Genomic DNA, 18988 nt, shown 5'->3' on the forward strand with positions numbered 1-18988 from the left:
AATAGAAGCGACTCATGACTCCCGCTGAAGAAAAACTCGCCGAGCTGAACCAGCCAAGCCTCTGGTCAGGTATCAATGCCTACCGCTCCGATCCGCTGATCGTCGACCTGACGGCAGGGCTGCCGCGCGGCACGCGTGAAGACCTGGAAAACATGGGCCGCTACGTCACCTCTCCGGAGGCGCAGGAGCTGGCGCGCATGGCAAACCAGGGCACGCCGCAGCTGCGCACGCACGGCCCGCGCGGCGAGCGTCTGGATGTCGTCGAGTTCCATCCGGCCTGGCACGCGCTGATGCGCCGCTCGATGTCCGTCGGCCTGCATTCCTCCGTCTGGGATCCGCAGGCCGATGCCGATGCCAAGGACCAGTCGCACAAGATCCGCGCCGCGCGCTTCTATCTCACGGCGCAGCTGGAATCCGGCCATCTCTGCCCGCTGACAATGACGAGTGCTTCCGTCGCGGCCCTCTCGGCTTCGCCGGCTGTCCAGAAGGACTGGGCGCCGAAGATCCTGTCGCGCAAATACGATTCCTCGAACAAGCCGGCCATGCAGAAGACTGCCGTAACGATCGGCATGGGCATGACCGAAAAGCAGGGCGGCACCGACGTCCGTTCCAACAAGAGCACGGCTGAAAAGGTCAGCGAAGGCATCTATCGTCTCTCGGGTCACAAGTGGTTCATGTCGGCGCCGATGAGCGACGCCTTCATCATGCTGGCGCAGACGAAGGAGGGCATGGGCTGCTTCCTCGTTCCGCGCCTGCTCGAAGACGGTTCCGCCAACGGACTTCAGTTCCAGCGCCTGAAGGACAAAATCGGCAACCGCTCGAATGCTTCCTCCGAGGTCGAGTTCAACGACACCTTCGGCTTCCTGCTCGGCGGCCCCGATGCCGGTATCCGCACCATCCTCGACATGGTGACACTGACGCGGCTCGATTGCGCACTGGCCTCGTCAGGCATCATGCGCGCGTCGCTGGCGGAAGCCGTCCATCACACCCGCGGGCGCAGCGTCTTCGGCAAGATGCTCGTCCATCAGCCGATCATGACGCGCGTGCTCGCCGACATGGCGCTCGACGTAGCTGCTGCAACGGCGCTGTCGTTCCGTCTTGCCGATGCCTTCGACAAGGCCCGCAACAATGCCGAGGAGGCGGCCTACGCCCGCGTCATGACGCCGGTTGCCAAATACTGGTGCTGCAAGATCGCGCCGGCGCTGATCTATGAGGCGATGGAGTGCATTGGCGGCAGCGGCTACATCGAGGAACGCCCGATCGCCCGTCATTATAGAGAGGCCCCGGTCAACGCGATCTGGGAAGGCTCCGGTAATGTGATGGCGCTCGATCTGCTGCGGGTTCTCGCGCGCGGCAAGGATCTGTTCGAGACGGTCTTTGCCGGTCTCGCGCGCGATCTCGGCCCGGCCGGCAAGAAGACCATCGACGTGCTGCGCGCCGCCATGGCGCTTTGTGAGCGCGACGAGGGCGCTGCCCGCCTGCTGATCGAACAGCTGGCGCTCGCCGCCGGTGCCGCCGAGCTTTACCGCCTCGGAGCCGGACGCATCGCCGATGCCTTCATCGAAACCCGTCTCGCCGGCGGCTGGCGCGCCACCTACGGCATGCTCGATGCCCGTTTCGATGCGAGCTACATCGTCGATCTTCTCTACCCGCCAGCCAGCTGACGCATGAGCGAAATCCGCAAGGCCCATCTTGGCGATCTCGACCAGATCTACGCCATCTCTTTGCTGACAGGCGATGCCGGCAAGGATGCTACCCGTCTTTACAAAGACGGCCAGCTGATCGGCCACATCTACTCGGCGCCCTACATCGTGCTGAGCCCCGAGACCTCATTCGTCGTCGAGGACGAAGAGGGCGTCGCCGGCTATATCGTCGGCCCCCATGATACGGCGGATTTCGAAGCGAGACTCGAGCGTGAATGGTGGCCGGCCCTGCGCACCCGCTACGCGGAGCCGCAAGGTGATCCCGCGGCATGGAACGCCGACGAGCGCCGCATCCACACGATCCACCATCCCGAAGCCGCTTTCGCGCCTAGGGTCGCAGCCTTTCCCGCTCATATCCACATGAACCTGCTGCCGCGCCTGCAGGGGCAGGGGCTCGGCACCAGGCTTCTCGATCTCTGGATATCGACGGCGCGCGAGGCCGGAGTGAAGGGCGTCTATCTCGGCGCCAATGCCGAGAATGTCAGTGGCCAGCGCTTCTGGGCTTCCCGCGGCTTCGAACGCCTGGCGCCGCCGCTGGTGGCACCCGCGGACCGCTCCGTCTGGTTCGGCCAGTATCTCTAGGTGTCTCCGCAAGGAGACATCTGTGGAGCGCGCCGTCTATCCACAAGCTTTCAAGGGCTTGAACGTTGCCCGGCCGGAAGGCCGTTGTTACTCACCTTGTAGTGACACGAACGGAATCGGCCTCGATATGCTGAACGACACCATGGTTATGGCGCCCGTCGCCCCCGGCGAACCGGAAAAGCGCATCCGCGACCGCAGCGCCACCGAGAAGGCGATCTTGAACGCCGCCAAGGCACTGCTCGCCGAGGAAGGCTTCCAGAATTTCGGCATCAACGCCGTCGCCCGCCGCGCCGGTTGCGACAAGCAGCTGATCTATCGCTATTACGGCGGCCTCAACGGTCTGGTCGAGGCGATCGGCGCCGATCTCGGCACCTGGGTCAAGGATCGCATCCCGGAGGATACGGGCGGCATGTTCCTGCTGACCTATGGCGACCTGATGGAGCGGCTGTCGCTGCTCTTCCTCGAGGCGCTGCGCGACGATCCGCTGATGCGCCGCATCGTTGCCTGGGAAGTCTCCGAAAATACCGAGCAGGTGAGGCGGCTCTCCGAGGCGCGCTCCAAGGCGCTGTCGGTATGGCTGGATCGCATGCGCGGCTCGCTGACGCCGCCGAAGGGCGTTGATACTGCTGCCATCAACGCGATTCTCTTCGCCGCGATCCAGCATCTGGTGCTCTCGGCCGCTGCCGGCGGCCAATGCGCCGGACTGCCGCTGAAGAATGCCAAGGACTGGGAGAAGGCGGCACTGGCCGTCAAGCGCATCGTCCGCGGCGTCTACGGCTGATCGCCCGTCCGGTCATCCACAGGCGCCCGCCCGGCCGTTAACCTTAACAAATGGTTTACGTTGCACCGTCGGCGTTAAGGCGACAGGGTACCGGCAGTTAAATTCTTAGCTGTCAGGACCCATGATGGGAACCAGAGCCGCCAAAGCTGCGTTGCTTGTCGCCGCGATGATGTTTTTCGCGGTGCTCGCCCTCGATATCACCGTCCCGGCGGTCGTCCTGAGCGTCATGGCATTGTCGACCTGGGCTGTCGGTCTCGAAAGTCCGGCGGCCTGGCGTTATAGAAACACCTGGCGTCACCGAGGGGAGGCCGCATGAAGTGGTTCCTGATCTTCTGGTTAGGCCCGATCGTTTTCCTGAGCGGCTGGTACTGGCTTTCCTATTACGACATCAATTTCGGCATCTTCATGCTGAGCCGTCAGGTCCATGACCTGACATTTGAGGTCTATGGCAAGATCCTCGGCGTTCCGCCGGAAACCATTCCGCCGCTCGTCGCCCGCGCCATCGCCGTCGACAGCCTCGTCGTCATCGCCATCATCGCCTTCCGCCGCCGCAAGAAGATCGCGGCCTGGTGGGCAGCGCGTCAGTCGTCGAAATCGGCAGATCTCGAAAGCGCCGACAGCCTGTCCAGAGCGCCCTGAAGAATGAAGCTCGCCGCAGCGGAATCGATCCGCTCGGCCCGCTTTGCGCGCGACACATCCATCTCAAGCAAGGCCCGTTCGGCCGCCACCGTCGACAGCCGCTCGTCCCAATAGACGAAGGGCAGGGCGGTCTTCTGTTCCATGTTGCGCACGAAGGCGCGCGTCGCCTGAACGCGGGGGCCGGCAGAGCCGTCCATATTCATCGGCAGGCCGATGACGAAACCGGCGACCTTTTCCTTCTCCGCGAAAGCCAGCAGCGCCTCGGCGTCGAGCGTGAACTTTTCGCGCTTCAGAACCGGCCGGGGTGTGGCGAAGCGGCGGCCGAGATCGGACATCGCAAGGCCGATCGTCTTGGTGCCGAGATCGAGGCCCGCGATCGCCTGTCCGGGCTGCAGGGCGGCAGCCATCTCCTCGATCGTCATCACTGTCATCGGCGTTTCATCCCGTCAAAACAAATTGAAGCTCGCGGCGCTTTTCTTTGCAGCCATATCGGCTATGTCCATAACAAGCGAAATCCGCTTTTGCATCCGATAATAAGGAACCCATTTCATGAAGATCACCTGGCTCGGTCATTCCGCCTTCCGCATCGAAACCGGCAAGGCAACCATCCTCCTTGACCCCTTCCTGACCTATAACTCTTCCTTCGAGGGACAGGACATCAAGGATGTATCGGCGGGCGTCACCCATATTCTCCTCACCCACGGCCATGGCGACCATGTCGGCGACACCATTGCACTTGCCAAAGAGACGGGCGCCACCGTTCTCGCCAATGCCGATCTCGGCTCCTGGCTTGCCGCCAAGGGCGTCTCGAAGATCGAAATGGGCAATACCGGCGGCACGATTTCGCTCGGCAGCTTCTCGGCGACCTTTACGAATGCGCTGCATTCCTCCGCACAGGTCACCGAAGACGGCATCGCGCACGCGCTCGGCAACGCCAACGGCCTGATGCTGCATTTCGACGACGAAGCCTCGATCCTCGCCATGGGCGACACCGATATCTTCTCCGACATGGCGCTGATCAACGAGCTGCACCAGCCCGATATCGGCCTCGTTCCCGTCGGCGACCGCTTCACCATGGGCGGCGCGGTGGCGGCTCTCGCCTGCCAGCGCTACTTCAACTTCAAGACCGCGATCCCCTGCCACTACGGCACCTTCCCGATCATCGACCAGACCGCCGACAAGTTCGTCTCTGGCATGGAAGGTTCGAAGACCGAAGTGAAGGCAATCAAGCCTTCCGAGAGCGTCTCGATCTAACGAAAGCCCGTTGCACAAGGCGGACATGGTCTTTATAGCGAGTGGGAAATTTCCCTTTCGGAGTATGCCATGTCCGTCGATCTTGCCACCGTTAAGCGCGTCGCGCGCCTTGCCCGTATTGCCGTCTCCGAAGACGAGGCAAATCGCATGGTGGGCGAGCTCAATGGCATTCTCGGCTTCGTCGAGCAGCTCTCCGAAGTCAATGTCGAAGGCGTAGAGGCCATGACCTCCGTTACTCCGATGGCGATGAAGAAGCGGACCGACCAGGTGACCGACGGCAACAAGGCCGACGACGTCGTCGCCAACGCCCCCGTCACCGACCACAATTTCTTCCTGGTGCCGAAAGTCGTCGAATAAGCGCTGCCGCTTTTTCCGACACCCGTTACCAACAGAGATATCCGAGTAGAGACCATGAGCGAACTCACCAGCCTGACCATTGCCGAAGCCCGCGAGAAGCTGCGCGGCAAAGAGATCACCGCGACCGAACTGACCGAAGCCTATATCTCGGCGATCGACGCGGCCAATGGCCAGCTGAACGCCTATATCAAGACCACCCCCGATCTCGCCCGCGTCATGGCCAAGAAGTCGGATGAGCGTATCGCTGCCGGCAAGGCTGGTGATCTCGAAGGCATTCCGCTCGGCATCAAGGATCTGTTCGCCACCGTCGGCGTCCACACCCAGGCCTGCAGCCACATCCTCGACGGCTTCGAGCCGCGTTACGAATCGACCGTCACCCAGAACCTCTGGGACGATGGCGCCGTCATGCTCGGCAAGCTGAACATGGACGAATTCGCCATGGGCTCGTCGAACGAGACCTCGCATTACGGTGCGGTGATCAACCCCTGGCGCGCGTCCGGCTCCAACCAGCAGCTCGTTCCGGGTGGCTCCTCGGGCGGTTCGGCCGCTGCCGTTGCAGCCCATCTCTGCGCCGGCGCCACTGCGACCGATACCGGCGGTTCGATCCGCCAGCCCGCAGCCTTCACTGGCACCGTCGGCATCAAGCCAACCTATGGCCGCTGCTCGCGCTGGGGCACCGTCGCCTTCGCATCCTCGCTCGACCAGGCAGGCCCGATCGCCCGCGACGTGCGCGATGCCGCAATCCTCCTGAAGTCGATGGCTTCTGTCGATGCCAAGGACACGACTTCGGTCGATCTGCCCGTTCCGGATTATGAAGCCGCACTCGGCAAGTCGCTGAAGGGCATGAAGATCGGCATCCCGAACGAATACCGCGTCGATGGCATGCCGGAAGAGATCGAAACTCTCTGGCAGCAGGGCATTGCCTGGCTGAAGGATGCCGGTGCCGAGATCGTCAACATCTCGCTGCCGCACACGAAATACGCCCTTCCGGCCTATTACATCGTCGCTCCCGCCGAAGCGTCCTCGAACCTCGCCCGCTACGACGGCGTCCGCTACGGCCTGCGCGTCGACGGCAAGGACATTGCCGACATGTACGAGAAGACCCGCGCCGCGGGCTTCGGCAAGGAAGTCAAGCGCCGCATCATGATCGGCACCTACGTCCTGTCGGCCGGTTACTACGACGCCTACTACATCAAGGCCCAGAAGGTCCGCACGCTGATCAAGCGCGACTTCGAAATCGCTTTCGATGCCGGTGTCGATGCCATCCTGACGCCCGCCACGCCATCCTCGGCCTTTGGCGTCGCTGACGAAAATCTGGCTGCCGATCCTGTTGCCATGTACCTGAACGACATCTTCACGGTGACCGTCAACATGGCCGGTCTCCCGGGCATCGCCGTTCCCGCCGGTCTCGACCACAAAGGCCTGCCGCTCGGTCTCCAGCTGATCGGCAAGCCCTTCGACGAGGAAACCCTCTTCAAGACCGCGCATGTCATCGAACAGGCCGCCGGCAAGTTCTCGCCTGCCAAGTGGTGGTAGGCGGACTGACAATTCGGAAAATGACACTCGCCGACCACATCGTGGTCGGCGAAGTCAATTCTACTGCCGGAGTGTCGAGGGAGAGGTGGAGTTTTCCGATGCCGGCGCGAGCCTCGGAATAGACCTTGAAAAGGTGAACCTCGACATGCATCTGGAATTGGCAACGCTGGGAGGGGCAATGTCCAAAACTGATCTTGAAAATCTGATAGCGTCCCTCGACAGCCTCGCGGCCGCCGGTTTCGTCATGGGCGCGGAATGGACCGCCGTTCACAGTATCTGCCAGGCGCACGAAGGGCAGCGCCCCTTCGACTGGGGCCACGCCCTTTGCCACCGCATCGAAGGCGACGACTGGAACGCCGATTATTGGTACCGCCGCGCTGGACGCTCTCGTGGAGCTGGGACGCTCGCTGAGGAATGGGTGGCGATGAAGGCTGAGCTATCGGCCTGACTTCAATCCCGCTGTGGCGGATAAAGCTTGCGTTGGTGGACAATGGTCAGGATATCGAGATCGACGGCCGAGATGATGCGATAGACGATCGTATAGGGCAGTCCGGAAATTGCGAATTCTCGCGTGCCGTTGATGCTGCCCTCCCGGCCGAGCAGAGGGAAATTCTCGAATATCTCGATGACTTGCCGGATGCGCGAGAGAATCCTATCGGCGGCACTCGGGTCGAATTCCCTGATATAGCTATGAATTTCGCTGAGGTCGGCGATGGCCTGTGGCGTGAAACTAACGTTCAAACCCGAAACGCTCCCAGACCTTTTTTGCCGGGACCATTGAGGAGCGATCATCCGCCTGCTTCAGTGCGGCTCGGATCTTCTTTTCCTTCCACGCATCATAGCCCGCGTCGGCAGCCGCAGTGGGCTGCACTTCGGTCAGGTCTTCGACAGGGATGGTGTCTCGCAGATCGCTCATAACACTAAGATAGCGCGAAGAAGGTTTTGCGCCAACCCTGTCGATTTAGAGGTGGGCCAGCTCATCAGCGAGCTGACCCACAATCGTCACCTATTATCCTGCTCCGCCCGCACCAGCACCAACCCCCGCTCGGTGATCCGGTAGGGCTTGCCGCCCTGTGAGCGGATCGCCCGTTTCTGCTTGAGCTTGCGGAAGGTGAGGATGTCGAGGCCGGAGAAGACCCAGCCTTCTCTCGTGAAGAGTTGCAGCTTTTCGATCGTGCGGTTTTCGCCGCGGGTGAGTTCGATCCTGCCGCCCTGGGCGAGCAGGTGCAGGATGCGCTGTTCGGCGCGTGAAATGTCCATTGTTGTGTTGATCCGGTCGCAGCGCTCGAAAGCGCAAGAAAAACGATCCGTCGTTCAAGGCGAACGGCGGGGCTTCGTTTTTTTCTGGCCCATGCGCGCAAAGAGATTTGCGGGCAGGGCCCTTAGCGGGTCTCAGACGAATTCAACATAAGGTTTGCCTAACCCACGCACAGGTTGCCGTCAAGCGCGCCGGATTCGCCACGGGCCTGCAAAAACGGTGCGCAAGCCGCGCAAACCGATGGAAAAGCTGGCGATTCGGTGTTCTACTTTGATCATTGAACGGGGGTTCCATGATCCACATTCGCAATGCCCGCGAGGGCGAGGCGGACCTTTTGAGTGAGATCGGCCTCAGAGCCTGGCAAAAGGCGATGGCGGCCATGGGCGAGACGGACGCGCTGCTCGATGCCGCGCGCAGTGCCTTTTCGAACTTCACCCATAACAGCTGGCTGACGATCACCGTTGCCGAGCTCAACGGCCAGATTGTCGGCTGGGGCGCGCGGGAAAAATTCGACGAGACGATCTCGGATTTCTGGATCGATCCTGCCTTCACCCGTCAGGGCGTCGGCGCCGCGCTGCTTTCGCAGATCGAGGCGGATATCGCCGATCAGGGCTTTTCCAGCGCCGGCATGCAGACGCATTCGGGAAACAACGAGGCGATCAATTTCTTCCAGAAGCATGGCTATTCCATCCACTGGCTGTCGATCGTCTATAATCCGAAGCTCGACCGCGACGTCCCCTCGGTCGGCCTGACCAAGCCACTGGAAAGCGCCGGTGACGGCACCTATGGGCCGGATTTCTAGACGAGCCCCAATCGGCATGCGGTGAAAAACGCAACAGCGCCGCCAATCAGCGCGACATGAAGTGCGGCGATTCCCACGAGAAGCGTGCGGAACGGCTCCTTCTGCGTCTTGTGACGCAGCAGACGCTGTGCGGTGATGGCGCCCGGGCTGCCGGCGAACAATGCCAGCGTCAGCAAGGTCCGCTCGCTGACGCGCCGATGTCCCAGCCGCGCGGCGCGCTTGTCGATGAAATAGGTGGCGAAGACGAAGAAATTGTAGCCGAGAAGCAGGATGGCGAGTTGAAGCGGATGGGAGGCGATCATAGATCAATGCTAGCGCGCCGCTGTTAACAGTCCGAAAACGGGAGCCGATAGCTCAAGCGCGCCGAAAGCCTTGCACCCGCAAGCCATTTCCTTTACCTCACCAGATGAAAAGAACAGCCTTCCAAAGAGCATCAAATGACCCTTGTCGACGTTCGCACGCCTGATCCGAAACGCTTCATTCCCGGCGCCACCGGCGATTGGGAAGTCATCATCGGCATGGAAGTCCATGCACAGGTGCTGTCGAATTCGAAGCTCTTCTCCGGCGCTTCGACCGAATTCGGCAAGCCGCAGAATTCCAACGTCTCGCTCGTCGATGCGGCCATGCCCGGCATGCTGCCCGTCATCAACGAGGAATGCGTCAAGCAGGCGGTACGCACCGGTCTCGGCCTGAAGGCGCAGATCAACAAGCGCTCGCTCTTCGACCGCAAGAACTATTTCTATCCCGACCTGCCGCAGGGCTATCAGATCTCGCAGTTCAAGGATCCGATCGTCGGCGAGGGCCAGATCGTCATCTCGCTCGGTCCGGATCGCCAGGGCCAGTTCGAGGATATCGAGATCGGCATCGAACGCCTTCACCTGGAACAGGACGCCGGTAAGTCGCTGCACGACCAACATGCGACCATGTCCTATGTCGACCTGAACCGCTCGGGCGTCGCCCTGATGGAGATCGTCTCGAAGCCCGACATGCGCTCGTCCGATGAGGCCAAGGCCTACATGACGAAGCTGCGCTCGATCGTTCGCTACCTCGGCACCTGCGACGGCAACATGGACGAAGGCTCGATGCGCGCCGACGTCAACGTCTCCGTGCGCCGCCCCGGTGAAGGCTTCGGCACGCGCTGCGAAATCAAGAACGTCAACTCCATCCGCTTCATCGGCCAGGCGATCGAATACGAGGCACGCCGCCAGATCGGCATCCTCGAAGACGGCGGTTCGATCGATCAGGAAACCCGCCTTTTCGATCCGAACAAGGGCGAGACGCGCTCCATGCGCTCCAAGGAAGATGCGCACGACTATCGCTACTTCCCCGATCCGGACCTGCTGCCGCTCGAATTCGACGACGCCTTCATCAAGGCGCTCGAAGCCGATCTGCCGGAACTCCCGGACGACAAGAAGGAGCGCTTCGTGCGCGAACTCGGCCTGTCGATCTACGACGCCTCGGTTCTCGTTTCGGAAAAGGCGATTGCCGATTATTTCGAAGCCGTTGCCGCTGGTCGCGATGGCAAGATGGCTGCCAACTGGGTCATCAACGACCTGCTCGGCGCCTTGAACAAACTCGGCAAAGACATTGAATCGACTCCGGTTTCCCCGGCCCAGCTCGGCGGTATCATCGACCTGATCAAGGCCGAGACCATTTCCGGCAAGATCGCCAAGGACGTCTTCGAGATCATTCTCAATGAGGGCGGCGATCCGGCCGAAATCGTCGAAAGCCGCGGCATGAAGCAGGTGACCGACACCGGCGCCATCGAAAAGGCCGTCGACGAGATCATCGCCGCCAACCCGGATCAGGTCGCCAAGGTTCTCGCCAAGCCGACACTCGCCGGCTGGTTCGTCGGTCAGGTCATGAAGGCAACCGGTGGCAAGGCCAATCCGCAGGCCGTCCAGGCGCTGGTCAAGGCCAAGCTCGGCATCGTCGAGGAATAACCTCGGCGGGCGGCAGCACAGCGCTGCCGCCCGCCACAGGAAAGCGACAATGGTCTATTTCGTCCGCACCGCCGGTGAGCGTGATCTGGAAAAGGTCCGCACTCTCCTGGTCGAGAGCTTTCATGCCGCCTACGATCGCTTTTATGGCGAGCCGAAGGTCAACGAACTCATCGCCCATCTGTTTTCTCCGGCAGCCCTGAAAGAGCGGCTGGCGAAGAAGAACGCCGAATTCGTCGTTGCCGATAGCGGCAAGGATATCGGCGGCGTCGGCTATGCCGTGATGTCCACGGACATGGCGAAGACCGCAGTGCTGCATCTTCTCTATGTTCGTCCGGCGCTGCAGCGTCAGGGCATCGGCCGCGACATGTTCGCCGAGCTCGAAACCTGCTTCCCCGATGCCGAGATCATGCGCCTCGAGGTGGAGCCGAAGAACGCCGAAGCGATCAGCTTCTACACCAGGCTCGGCTTCGCCGAAGTCGGCCGCAACGAGAATGTCGGCCCCGGCCAGTCGGGCATCGCCACGCTCGTGCTCGAAAAGCATCTCCCCACCCATTGAGAGCCTCATGACCGGCCAGCTCATTATCCGTGAAGCCCGGGAAGCCGACCTTGCCGCCTTGATCGCGCTGTTTGCCGCCGACGATATCGGCGGCCATGGCGATACGGCTGACGAGGCTGCCTTTCCCGACTATTTGCGGGCCTTCTCCGCGATTGCCGCATCACCGGATCAGACGCTCTATGTTGCCGAACTGTCCGGCGAAGTTGCCGGCACGTTTCAGACCTCGATAGCGACGACGCTGACCGGCCGCGGCGCCTCCTTCATGATCATCGAAGCGGTGCAGACGCGCGATGATTTGCGCGGGCAGGGCATCGGCAGGCAGATGATCGAGTTCTGCATCGCAGAGGCAAAAAGCCGCGGTTTCTCCCGCGTTCAGCTGATCTCCAATGGCAAGCGCAAGGATGCACACCGCTTCTACGAGCGCCTGGGCTTTGAGCCGTCGCATCTCGGCTTCAAGATGGCCCTGAAATGAGCCCGTGCCGATCTGGAATCACTGGACAATCGGGTCTTCCGGCGGCATAAGCGAGTGAACGAATTCCAGTCCCGCTTGACCTCCCTCAAGCACAAGGAACAGACATGAAGAACTTCCTGCTGCACATTTTCACCTGGTGGAACCACTACACGCTGGGAACACTGTTTGCGCTTCGCGGCTTCAAGCGTGTTGGCGAAGATGAGCTTGGCAATGTCTATTACGAAGGCGGCCTGTCTTCCTACGGTCTGCCGAAGCGTTGGGTGATCTATAGCGGCTATGCCGAAGCCTCCGCCATTCCTCCGGGCTGGCACGGCTGGATGCACCACCGCACCGATACCCCGCCGTCCAAGGAAAACTACGCGGCCAAGGAATGGGAAAAGGCGCATCGCGCCAACCCGACCGGTTCACCGCAGGCTTACCGTCCGCCGGGTTCGTTGGCCGCAACCGGCGAGCGTCCGCGCGTCACCGGCGACTACGACGCCTGGACGCCGGGCAACTGAGTTTCTCGACCGCGAAGCGGGCCATCCGGCCCCGCTTTTGGCCACAATTGACCTTTACCCGCAGATTGGCCGCAGAAGCTGCGGCCATTATCTTGAGATGCGGTGGAGACGGGTAGATATGCAGCTTTTCACGCGGAACCATGTCCTGCGTGCCGCCGGGATCGCCCTGGCGCTTGGCTCCTCTTTCCTGCCGCAGGCGGCCTCCGCCGCGCGCATCGAAAATCCTGTCGCCGTCTTCTCTGGCCTCGACAAGATCACCGGCCGCATCACCACCTTCGACGTCTATGTCAACGAGACCGTCCAGTTCGGCGCCCTGCAGGTCACGCCGAAGGCCTGCTATTCGCGCGACCAGTCGGAAGCGCAGAAGATCGACGGTTTCGTCGAAGTCGACGAGATCACCCTCGACCGCAAGATCCGCCGCATCTTCACTGGCTGGATGTTTGCCGACAGCCCCGGTTTGAATGCCGTCGAGCATCCGATCTATGACGTCTGGCTGAAGGACTGCAAGGCGCAGTCCGACGTGCCGGCGCCGGATGGCGCGGCAAAGGCCAAATAAATTTCTGATTGGTTTGGCTGTTGCGGCCGACCCTCCTCCTTCGAGGCCCTTCGGGCACCTCAGGATGAGGGCGGAGTATATGCCGTCGTGTGGGAAGCTGCATTCGAGATAGAGAAGCCCTCACCCTGAGGTCCGAGCAAAGCGACCCTCGAAGGGCGAGGGCGGGCGCACCGACCGCAACCACACGATAAGCGCAACGACCCAAGAGAGCCCTCATCCTGAGGTGCCCAAAGGGCCTCGAAGGAGGAGGGCGGGCGCTCTACCCCTAAAACTGCAGATGAGGCGAATCCATCGCCGCATCAAGCATCACGGCATACTCTTCCTTCGGAACATCAATCGCCCCGAACGTCTTCAGGTGTTCGGTAGTAAACTGCGTATCGAGCAGCTTGAATTCCTTCTCCCGAAGCCGCTCGACCAGATGCACGAGGCAGATCTTCGAGGCATCGGTGCGTCGCGAGAACATGCTCTCGCCGAAGAACGCCGCTCCCAGCGAAACGCCATAGAGGCCGCCGACCAGCTCGTCGCCGTCCCAGGCCTCGACCGAATGCGCGTGACCGATGCGATGGAGCGTTGAATAGAGTTGCCGGATGGTACCGTTGATCCAGGTGCTCGGCCGCCCTGATGTCTCCTCGGCGCAGGCCGAGATCACCGCGTCGAAATCCGAGTTGAAGCGGATGTCGAACGGCTTTCGGCGAATGGTCTTCGCCAGGCTTTTCGAAATGTGGAAGTCGTCGAGCGGGATCACCCCGCGAAGCTCCGGCTCGACCCAGAAGATTTCCGGATCGTCAGCCGATTCGGCCATCGGGAAGAGGCCGATGGAGTAGGCGCGCAGGAGGATCTCCGGGGTAATACCTGGGGACTTCCTGCGCGACCCTGCCATTCCGGATCAGGCCGGTTTGGTGCTGGCCAGATATTGCTCCAGCCAGTGAATGTCGTAGTCGCCATTCGCGATGTCCTGGTTGGAAACCAGGTCCTGGAACAGCGGCAGCGTGGTCTTGATGCCATCGACGACGAATTCGTCCAGCGCGCGGCGCAAACGCATCATGCATTCGACGCGGGTGCGGCCGTGCACGATGAGCTTGCCGATGAGGCTGTCGTAATAGGGCGGGATCTTGTAGCCCTGATACGCGCCGCTATCGATGCGCACGCCGAGACCGCCGGGCGCATGGAAATGCGTGATCGTGCCGGGCGAGGGCACGAAGGTGCGCGCGTCCTCGGCATTGATGCGGCATTCGATGGCATGGCCTTCGAATGTGATCTGGTCCTGCGTGACCGAGAGACCGCCGCCGGAGGCAACGCGGATCTGTTCGTGCACAAGGTCGATACCGGTGATCGCTTCGGTGACCGGATGCTCGACCTGAAGACGGGTGTTCATTTCGATGAAATAGAACTCGCCGTTCTCGTAGAGGAACTCGATCGTGCCGGCGCCGCGATACTTCAGCTTCTTCATGGCGTCGGCGCAGACCTGGCCGATCTTCATGCGCTGCTCGACGTTGAGGGCAGGGGAATTGGCTTCTTCCCAGACCTTCTGGTGGCGGCGCTGCAGCGAGCAGTCGCGTTCGCCGAGATGGATCGCATTGCCTTCGCCGTCACCGAATACCTGAACTTCGATGTGGCGCGGCTTGCCGAGATACTTTTCCATGTAAACGGCTTCGTTGCCGAAAGCGGCAGCCGCTTCGGTACGGGCCGTCGACCATGCCTCGATCAGGTCGGCTTCGGACTTGGCAACCTTCATGCCGCGTCCGCCGCCGCCGGCGGTTGCCTTGATCAGAACCGGATAGCCGATTTCGGCCGCCGTCTTCAGCGCATCTTCTTCGGTCTTCACTTCGCCGTCGGAGCCCGGAACAACGGGGATGCCGAGTTCCTGCGCCGTCGTCTTGGCGGTGATCTTGTCGCCCATGATGCGGATATGCTCCGCCGTCGGGCCGATGAAGGTGATGCCGTGGGCTTCGAGGATTTCCGCAAACTTGGCGTTCTCGGAGAGGAAGCCGTAGCCCGGGTGAACCGCGTCGGCGCCGGTGATTTCGCAGGCGGCAACGATCTGATGAATGTTCAGATAGCTGTCACGCGAAGGCGGCGGGCCGATGCAGACGCTCTCGTCGGCGAGGCGCACATGCATGGCGTCGGCATCTGCCGTGGAGTGAACCACGACGCAGGGAATGCCGAGCTCTTTGCAGGCACGCAAGACGCGCAGCGCAATTTCACCGCGGTTTGCAATGAGGATTTTGGAGACCATGACGCCCGCCTTATTCGATGACGACCAGGGCCTGGCCGTATTCGACGGGGCTTCCGTCCTCGACGAGGATTTCCGTGACCTTGCCCGACTTCGGCGACGGGATCTGGTTCATGGTCTTCATCGCTTCGATGATGAGCAGCGTCTGGCCTTCCTTGACGGTCGAGCCGACTTCGATGAAGGCGCGCGCGCCCGGAGCCGGTGCCATATAGGCGGTGCCGACCATCGGAGCGCTGACGGTGTTGGCCGGGTTGCGCGCCGGAGCGGCTGCTGCGGCCGGTGCCGCCGCAGCGGCGGGTGCTGCAGCTGCCGGAGCAGCAGCGTATGCCGGGGCCATCGGCGCCTGGACGTACTGCATGTTGCCGCCGCGCGAAACGCGGATGCGCAGATCGTCCTGCTCGACTTCGATTTCCGTCAGGTCCGTGTCGTTGAGGATGTTCGCGAGGTCACGGATCAGTGCCTGGTCGATACCGGATTTCTTTTCAGCCATGAGTGTTTGCCCTGTCTTCTTCTTATGCCGTGAGGTTCTTCAGCGCCTGGAGCGCCAGAATGTAGCTGTGGGGGCCGAAGCCGGCGATTACACCCTTGCAGGCAGGGGCAATCATCGACTTGTGCCTGAATTCTTCGCGTGCATGCACGTTCGAGATATGGAGCTCGATCACCGGAATGGAAATAGCCTTGATCGCATCATGCAGTGCAATGGATGTATGCGTGTAGGCGCCGGCATTGATGGCAACGCCTGCCGCCTTGTCGTTGGCTTCATGGAACCAGTCGATCAGCGTGCCTTCATGGTTGCTCTGGCGGAAGTCGATCTCGAAACCGAGTTCCTTGCCCGCAGCCCGGCAATCCGCCTCGATGTCCTGAAGCGTCTTGCCACCGTAGATGCCGGGTTCTCTTTTGCCCAGCATGTTCAGGTTTGGCCCGTTCAGGACGAAAATCGTTTGCGTCATCGAGTGTTCCATTGAATGCACGAGGGCAACCTATAGACTCCCCATGGCCTTAATGAAAGCCCTTTGGGATAGGCATCCCGAATCGTGCCATATTTGTCCACATGGCTGAAACGCTTGGATTTTGGCGATTTGATGGGCGAGAGCCTCAGCAGCTCGTCTTGCCGCAGGTCCGCATGTTCTTGACCTTGGCTTCCAGGTCGTCGAAGCCAACTGCGCCCTGCACCAACTCGTTGCCGATCACATAGGACGGCGTGCCTGAAATGCCGAGTTTCTGCGCCAGGTCATAGGCGTTCTGCACCGAGCCGGTATCCGGGCTCTTCGCCATTTCGTCGCGGATCTGCTTTTCGTTGACGCCGAGCGAGGAGGCGACTTCCATGGCGCTGTCTTCATCCGCACGGCCTTCGCCGCCGAGCAGCGCCAGGTGGAACTGCTCGTATTTCTCCGGCGCCAGCTTGCGGAAAGCGTCCGAAACCTTGTGGGCGGCAACCGATTCCGGTCCGAGGATCGGGAATTCCTTCAGCACGAAGCGGACATTCTTGTCCTTCTTCAGCATCGTCTGCATGTCGGAGAGCGCGTGGCGGCAGTAGCCGCAATTATAGTCGAAGAACTCGACGATGGTGACGTCGCCCTTCGGATTGCCGATCGAGATATCGTCCTTGGCGTCGAAGATGCTCTTGCTGTTCTCGCTGATCACCTGGTTGGCTTTGACGAGGCGTGCTTCTTCCTGCTTCTTCTGCAGGGCGTCCTGAACGTCGAGCATGATCTCGGGGTTCTGGATCAGGTATTCCTTGATGAACTCGCCGAATTCTTTCTTCTGCGCATCGTCGAGTGCAAGCGCTGGAAGCGGCATGGCAAAGCTGGCAGCGAGCGCAAGGGCGGTGAAGGTTTTCGGAAAGAGAGCCATTGTGTCCTCGTCGGCTGATCGAATGCGATGCCGCTTCATAACATCGCCCGGTTAATGGGCTTGAATGCGAAGCATCAAATTACGGTGTGCGGCCCGGCCATCAAACAGGATTTTTCTGGATCGCCGCGCAATCGCGGGATTGTGATGAACCTGATAATGCGGCAATTGTCTGGCCGCAATTGAATATCCGGAGTTATCAGACCTTGTTTTCCGTATCGAAGCGCAGCGAAGTCGAGCCTTTCCACGCCATGGATGTTCTGGCCGAGGCGACCAAACGGCGCGCCGCCGGCCACCCGGTCATCTCCATGGCGGTCGGCCAGCCCTCGCATCCGGCCCCGCAGGCAGCGCTCGAGGCAGCCCGCGCGGCACTTGCGGAAGGCAAGATCGGCTATACCGATGCGCTGGGGACAGCGCGGCTGAAACATGCGCTCGCCTGGCACTACCGCGACCGTCATGGTTTGGAGATCGATCCGGCGCGGATCGCCATCACCACGGGCTCGTCTGCCGGTTTCAATCTCGCTTTCCTGTCGCTCTTCGATGCCGGTGACGCCGTGGCGATCGCTCGGCCCGGCTATCCGGCCTATCGCAACATCCTCGGCGCCCTCGGACTGAAGGTGATCGAAGTTGCCGTGACGGCTGAGACGCATTTCACGCTGACGCCGGAAAGCCTGGAAGCCGCACAGCGCGAGAATGGCGTGAAGCTGAAGGGCATCCTGCTCGCAAGCCCGGCAAACCCGACCGGAACCGTGACGGGCAGGGCGGCGCTGAAGGCGCTTGCGGACTATTGCGCCGCCAATTCGATCGCCTTCATCTCCGACGAAATCTATCACGGCCTGACATTCGCCGGCGAGGAGACCAGCGCGCTGGAGCTGACCGATGAGGCGATCGTCATCAATTCCTTCTCGAAGTACTATTGCATGACCGGCTGGCGGATCGGCTGGATGGTGCTGCCGGAGCGGCTTGTCCGGCCGATCGAGCGCGTCGCCCAGAGCCTCTACATCTCGCCGCCGGAGCTCTCGCAGATCGCCGCCACGGCAGCGCTTGGCGCTGCTGCCGAGCTCGACGTCTACAAGGCGAGCTATGCCGCAAACCGCGATTTCCTGCTTCGGCGCTTACCCGAAATCGGTCTGCCGGTGGCATCGCCGATGGACGGCGCCTTCTACGCCTATGTCGACGTCACACGCTTCAGCAATGACAGCATGGCCTTTGCCAAGCGCATGCTGGCGGAGATCAATGTCGCGGCCACGCCGGGTCTCGACTTCGATCCGCTGGAGGGCAACAGGACGATGCGGATGTCCTATGCGGGATCCGAATCGGAGATCGCTGAGGCCATCGAGCGCATGGCCGGCTGGCTGAAATAGGGTCTGTTTTCCTGCGCTTGCGCCGGTTTCCTGAATCAATTCCGCAGGCGCTTGAATCAATTTGTGAGCGGGCGAAGCGACAGGCGCCCGCGCTCCGCCAGCTCATCGGCCCGCTCATTGCCGCCGATGCCGGCATGGCCCTTGCACCAGGCGACGGACAAAGCGGCGTTGCGCGATAGCGCGCCGTCGATCGCCTGCCAGATATCCTTGTTGGCGATCGCCCGGTTTCGGAGATTGGCGTTGGCGCCGATCTTCTTCCAGCCGTTGTTCCGCCAGATCGGCCTCCAGAGCGTGCAGCCCTTTATGGCATAGGCCGAGTCCGTCCAGATGACTGCAGTCTCGCCGGATGCGTTTGCATCGACCCACCGCGCCGCTTCCAGGATTGCCCGCAGCTCCATACCGTTATTCTCGGCCTTACCGACTCTACCGGATGCCGATGCGATTTCGGCGCCGTCGCGATAGGCAGCGAATGCCCAGCCGCCGTGGCCGGACTTCGGATCGAAGGAGCCATCGGTGAACAGGTGGAGGCCGCGGCGCATGTCCGGCGCGTCTGGGATCTCGGTCATGCTGGTGGAGGGGCCCTCTACTGGAATCGTTGCCC

General features: G+C 61.6%; 27 protein-coding genes. 16 read left to right on the plus strand and 11 right to left on the minus strand.

The annotated features are described in order from the left end of the window. Nucleotides 1–14 precede the first annotated feature (14 nt). The 5 genes from ACEN84_RS16570 (at nucleotide 15) to ACEN84_RS16590 (ending at nucleotide 3705) form a co-directional block, all read left to right on the plus strand. Nucleotides 15–1664: an acyl-CoA dehydrogenase family protein gene (locus tag ACEN84_RS16570; RefSeq protein ID WP_413709297.1), complete on the plus strand. Its 1650-nt coding sequence runs from the start codon at nucleotides 15–17 to the stop codon at nucleotides 1662–1664. A 3-nt stretch (nucleotides 1665–1667) separates the two neighbouring features. Continuing rightward, nucleotides 1668–2285, plus strand: coding sequence for a GNAT family N-acetyltransferase (locus ACEN84_RS16575; protein WP_413709298.1), 618 nt, complete (start codon nucleotides 1668–1670; stop codon nucleotides 2283–2285). Nucleotides 2286–2412: 127 nt separating this feature from the next. Then, the gene (locus ACEN84_RS16580; protein WP_413709299.1) at nucleotides 2413–3066 is read left to right on the plus strand and encodes a TetR/AcrR family transcriptional regulator; all 654 of its coding nucleotides are present in this window, start codon (nucleotides 2413–2415) and stop codon (nucleotides 3064–3066) included. Nucleotides 3067–3190: 124 nt separating this feature from the next. Continuing rightward, on the plus strand, nucleotides 3191–3382 hold the full coding sequence (locus ACEN84_RS16585; RefSeq protein WP_413709300.1) for a hypothetical protein: 192 nt from the start codon (nucleotides 3191–3193) through the stop codon (nucleotides 3380–3382). Beyond that, nucleotides 3379–3705: a DUF6105 family protein gene (locus ACEN84_RS16590; RefSeq protein WP_112720441.1), complete on the plus strand. Its 327-nt coding sequence runs from the start codon at nucleotides 3379–3381 to the stop codon at nucleotides 3703–3705. The genes ACEN84_RS16585 and ACEN84_RS16590 overlap by 4 nt, the downstream gene beginning before the upstream one ends. On the opposite strand, the gene ruvX is transcribed toward ACEN84_RS16590, so the two are convergent. Continuing rightward, complete coding sequence (gene ruvX / locus ACEN84_RS16595) at nucleotides 3648–4136, minus strand: Holliday junction resolvase RuvX (protein WP_199628720.1); 489 nt, start codon at nucleotides 4134–4136, stop codon at nucleotides 3648–3650. The two genes, ACEN84_RS16590 and ruvX, sit on opposite strands and share 58 nt — an antisense overlap. Nucleotides 4137–4254: 118 nt before the next feature. Between ruvX and ACEN84_RS16600 the strand changes: the two genes are divergently transcribed. From ACEN84_RS16600 to ACEN84_RS16615, 4 genes are all read left to right on the plus strand, one after another. After that, entirely contained in the window at nucleotides 4255–4959 is a 705-nt protein-coding gene (locus ACEN84_RS16600; protein ID WP_130282553.1) for a metal-dependent hydrolase, read from the plus strand. A gap of 69 nt (nucleotides 4960–5028) precedes the next feature. Next, on the plus strand, nucleotides 5029–5316 hold the full coding sequence (gene gatC, locus ACEN84_RS16605; protein ID WP_112389713.1) for an Asp-tRNA(Asn)/Glu-tRNA(Gln) amidotransferase subunit GatC: 288 nt from the start codon (nucleotides 5029–5031) through the stop codon (nucleotides 5314–5316). A 54-nt stretch (nucleotides 5317–5370) separates the two neighbouring features. After that, a complete protein-coding gene (gene gatA / locus ACEN84_RS16610) occupies nucleotides 5371–6852 on the plus strand; it encodes an Asp-tRNA(Asn)/Glu-tRNA(Gln) amidotransferase subunit GatA (RefSeq protein ID WP_413709301.1) in 1482 nt (493 codons plus the stop codon). Between the two features lie 178 nt (nucleotides 6853–7030). Beyond that, nucleotides 7031–7300 (plus strand): hypothetical protein, encoded by a 270-nt coding sequence (locus tag ACEN84_RS16615; RefSeq protein ID WP_413711318.1) that lies wholly within the window; start codon nucleotides 7031–7033, stop codon nucleotides 7298–7300. Between the two features lie 2 nt (nucleotides 7301–7302). Here ACEN84_RS16615 and ACEN84_RS16620 read toward each other — a convergent pair whose 3' ends face one another. From ACEN84_RS16620 to ACEN84_RS16630, 3 genes are all read right to left on the minus strand, one after another. Continuing rightward, on the minus strand, nucleotides 7303–7593 hold the full coding sequence (locus tag ACEN84_RS16620) for a type II toxin-antitoxin system RelE/ParE family toxin (protein ID WP_130282547.1): 291 nt from the start codon (nucleotides 7591–7593) through the stop codon (nucleotides 7303–7305). Further along, nucleotides 7583–7768 (minus strand): hypothetical protein, encoded by a 186-nt coding sequence (locus ACEN84_RS16625; RefSeq protein ID WP_130282545.1) that lies wholly within the window; start codon nucleotides 7766–7768, stop codon nucleotides 7583–7585. Before ACEN84_RS16625 ends, ACEN84_RS16620 begins: the two co-directional genes overlap by 11 nt. Before the next feature lie 86 nt (nucleotides 7769–7854). Next, nucleotides 7855–8112 carry a YjhX family toxin gene (locus ACEN84_RS16630; RefSeq protein WP_130282543.1) on the minus strand — a complete coding sequence of 86 codons (258 nt, stop codon included), beginning with the start codon at nucleotides 8110–8112 and terminating at the stop codon, nucleotides 7855–7857. Nucleotides 8113–8402: 290 nt separating this feature from the next. On the opposite strand from ACEN84_RS16630, the gene ACEN84_RS16635 reads away from it, so the two are divergent. Next, the gene (locus ACEN84_RS16635; protein ID WP_130282541.1) at nucleotides 8403–8912 is read left to right on the plus strand and encodes a GNAT family N-acetyltransferase; all 510 of its coding nucleotides are present in this window, start codon (nucleotides 8403–8405) and stop codon (nucleotides 8910–8912) included. Here ACEN84_RS16635 and ACEN84_RS16640 read toward each other — a convergent pair. Further along, nucleotides 8909–9214: a DUF1294 domain-containing protein gene (locus ACEN84_RS16640; RefSeq protein ID WP_413709302.1), complete on the minus strand. Its 306-nt coding sequence runs from the start codon at nucleotides 9212–9214 to the stop codon at nucleotides 8909–8911. The two genes, ACEN84_RS16635 and ACEN84_RS16640, sit on opposite strands and share 4 nt — an antisense overlap. Before the next feature lie 135 nt (nucleotides 9215–9349). Here ACEN84_RS16640 and gatB point away from each other — a divergent pair, with 135 nt between their 5' ends. The 5 genes from gatB (at nucleotide 9350) to ACEN84_RS16665 (ending at nucleotide 12939) form a co-directional block, all read left to right on the plus strand. Next, entirely contained in the window at nucleotides 9350–10855 is a 1506-nt protein-coding gene (gatB, locus tag ACEN84_RS16645) for an Asp-tRNA(Asn)/Glu-tRNA(Gln) amidotransferase subunit GatB (RefSeq protein WP_413709303.1), read from the plus strand. A gap of 49 nt (nucleotides 10856–10904) precedes the next feature. Beyond that, entirely contained in the window at nucleotides 10905–11411 is a 507-nt protein-coding gene (locus ACEN84_RS16650; RefSeq protein ID WP_199628713.1) for a GNAT family N-acetyltransferase, read from the plus strand. A 7-nt stretch (nucleotides 11412–11418) separates the two neighbouring features. Further along, nucleotides 11419–11883, plus strand: a complete 465-nt coding sequence (locus ACEN84_RS16655; protein ID WP_413709304.1) for a GNAT family N-acetyltransferase — start codon at nucleotides 11419–11421, stop codon at nucleotides 11881–11883. 104 nt (nucleotides 11884–11987) lie between these two features. After that, nucleotides 11988–12383, plus strand: coding sequence for an NADH:ubiquinone oxidoreductase subunit NDUFA12 (locus ACEN84_RS16660; RefSeq protein WP_112720428.1), 396 nt, complete (start codon nucleotides 11988–11990; stop codon nucleotides 12381–12383). Nucleotides 12384–12501: 118 nt separating this feature from the next. Then, nucleotides 12502–12939 (plus strand): DUF2155 domain-containing protein, encoded by a 438-nt coding sequence (locus tag ACEN84_RS16665; RefSeq protein WP_130282532.1) that lies wholly within the window; start codon nucleotides 12502–12504, stop codon nucleotides 12937–12939. A 265-nt stretch (nucleotides 12940–13204) separates the two neighbouring features. On the opposite strand, the gene aat is transcribed toward ACEN84_RS16665, so the two are convergent. From aat to ACEN84_RS16690, 5 genes are all read right to left on the minus strand, one after another. Next, nucleotides 13205–13819 carry a leucyl/phenylalanyl-tRNA--protein transferase gene (gene aat, locus ACEN84_RS16670; protein ID WP_203429048.1) on the minus strand — a complete coding sequence of 205 codons (615 nt, stop codon included), beginning with the start codon at nucleotides 13817–13819 and terminating at the stop codon, nucleotides 13205–13207. A 6-nt stretch (nucleotides 13820–13825) separates the two neighbouring features. Next, entirely contained in the window at nucleotides 13826–15175 is a 1350-nt protein-coding gene (gene accC, locus ACEN84_RS16675; RefSeq protein ID WP_130282528.1) for an acetyl-CoA carboxylase biotin carboxylase subunit, read from the minus strand. Between the two features lie 10 nt (nucleotides 15176–15185). Further along, a complete protein-coding gene (gene accB, locus ACEN84_RS16680) occupies nucleotides 15186–15662 on the minus strand; it encodes an acetyl-CoA carboxylase biotin carboxyl carrier protein (RefSeq protein WP_413709305.1) in 477 nt (158 codons plus the stop codon). A 22-nt stretch (nucleotides 15663–15684) separates the two neighbouring features. After that, nucleotides 15685–16122, minus strand: a complete 438-nt coding sequence (gene aroQ / locus ACEN84_RS16685; RefSeq protein ID WP_112720423.1) for a type II 3-dehydroquinate dehydratase — start codon at nucleotides 16120–16122, stop codon at nucleotides 15685–15687. Between the two features lie 145 nt (nucleotides 16123–16267). Continuing rightward, on the minus strand, nucleotides 16268–17026 hold the full coding sequence (locus ACEN84_RS16690) for a DsbA family protein (RefSeq protein ID WP_130282526.1): 759 nt from the start codon (nucleotides 17024–17026) through the stop codon (nucleotides 16268–16270). A 203-nt stretch (nucleotides 17027–17229) separates the two neighbouring features. Between ACEN84_RS16690 and ACEN84_RS16695 the strand changes: the two genes are divergently transcribed. Next, a complete protein-coding gene (locus tag ACEN84_RS16695; RefSeq protein ID WP_112720421.1) occupies nucleotides 17230–18387 on the plus strand; it encodes an aminotransferase class I/II-fold pyridoxal phosphate-dependent enzyme in 1158 nt (385 codons plus the stop codon). Between the two features lie 56 nt (nucleotides 18388–18443). Here ACEN84_RS16695 and ACEN84_RS16700 read toward each other — a convergent pair whose 3' ends face one another. After that, complete coding sequence (locus ACEN84_RS16700) at nucleotides 18444–18953, minus strand: ribonuclease H family protein (protein WP_413709306.1); 510 nt, start codon at nucleotides 18951–18953, stop codon at nucleotides 18444–18446. Between the last annotated feature and the right edge of the window lie 35 nt (nucleotides 18954–18988).

It is taken from the genome of Rhizobium sp. Rhizsp82 (assembly GCF_047325115.1).
Taxonomy (GTDB): Bacteria; Pseudomonadota; Alphaproteobacteria; order Rhizobiales; family Rhizobiaceae; genus Rhizobium.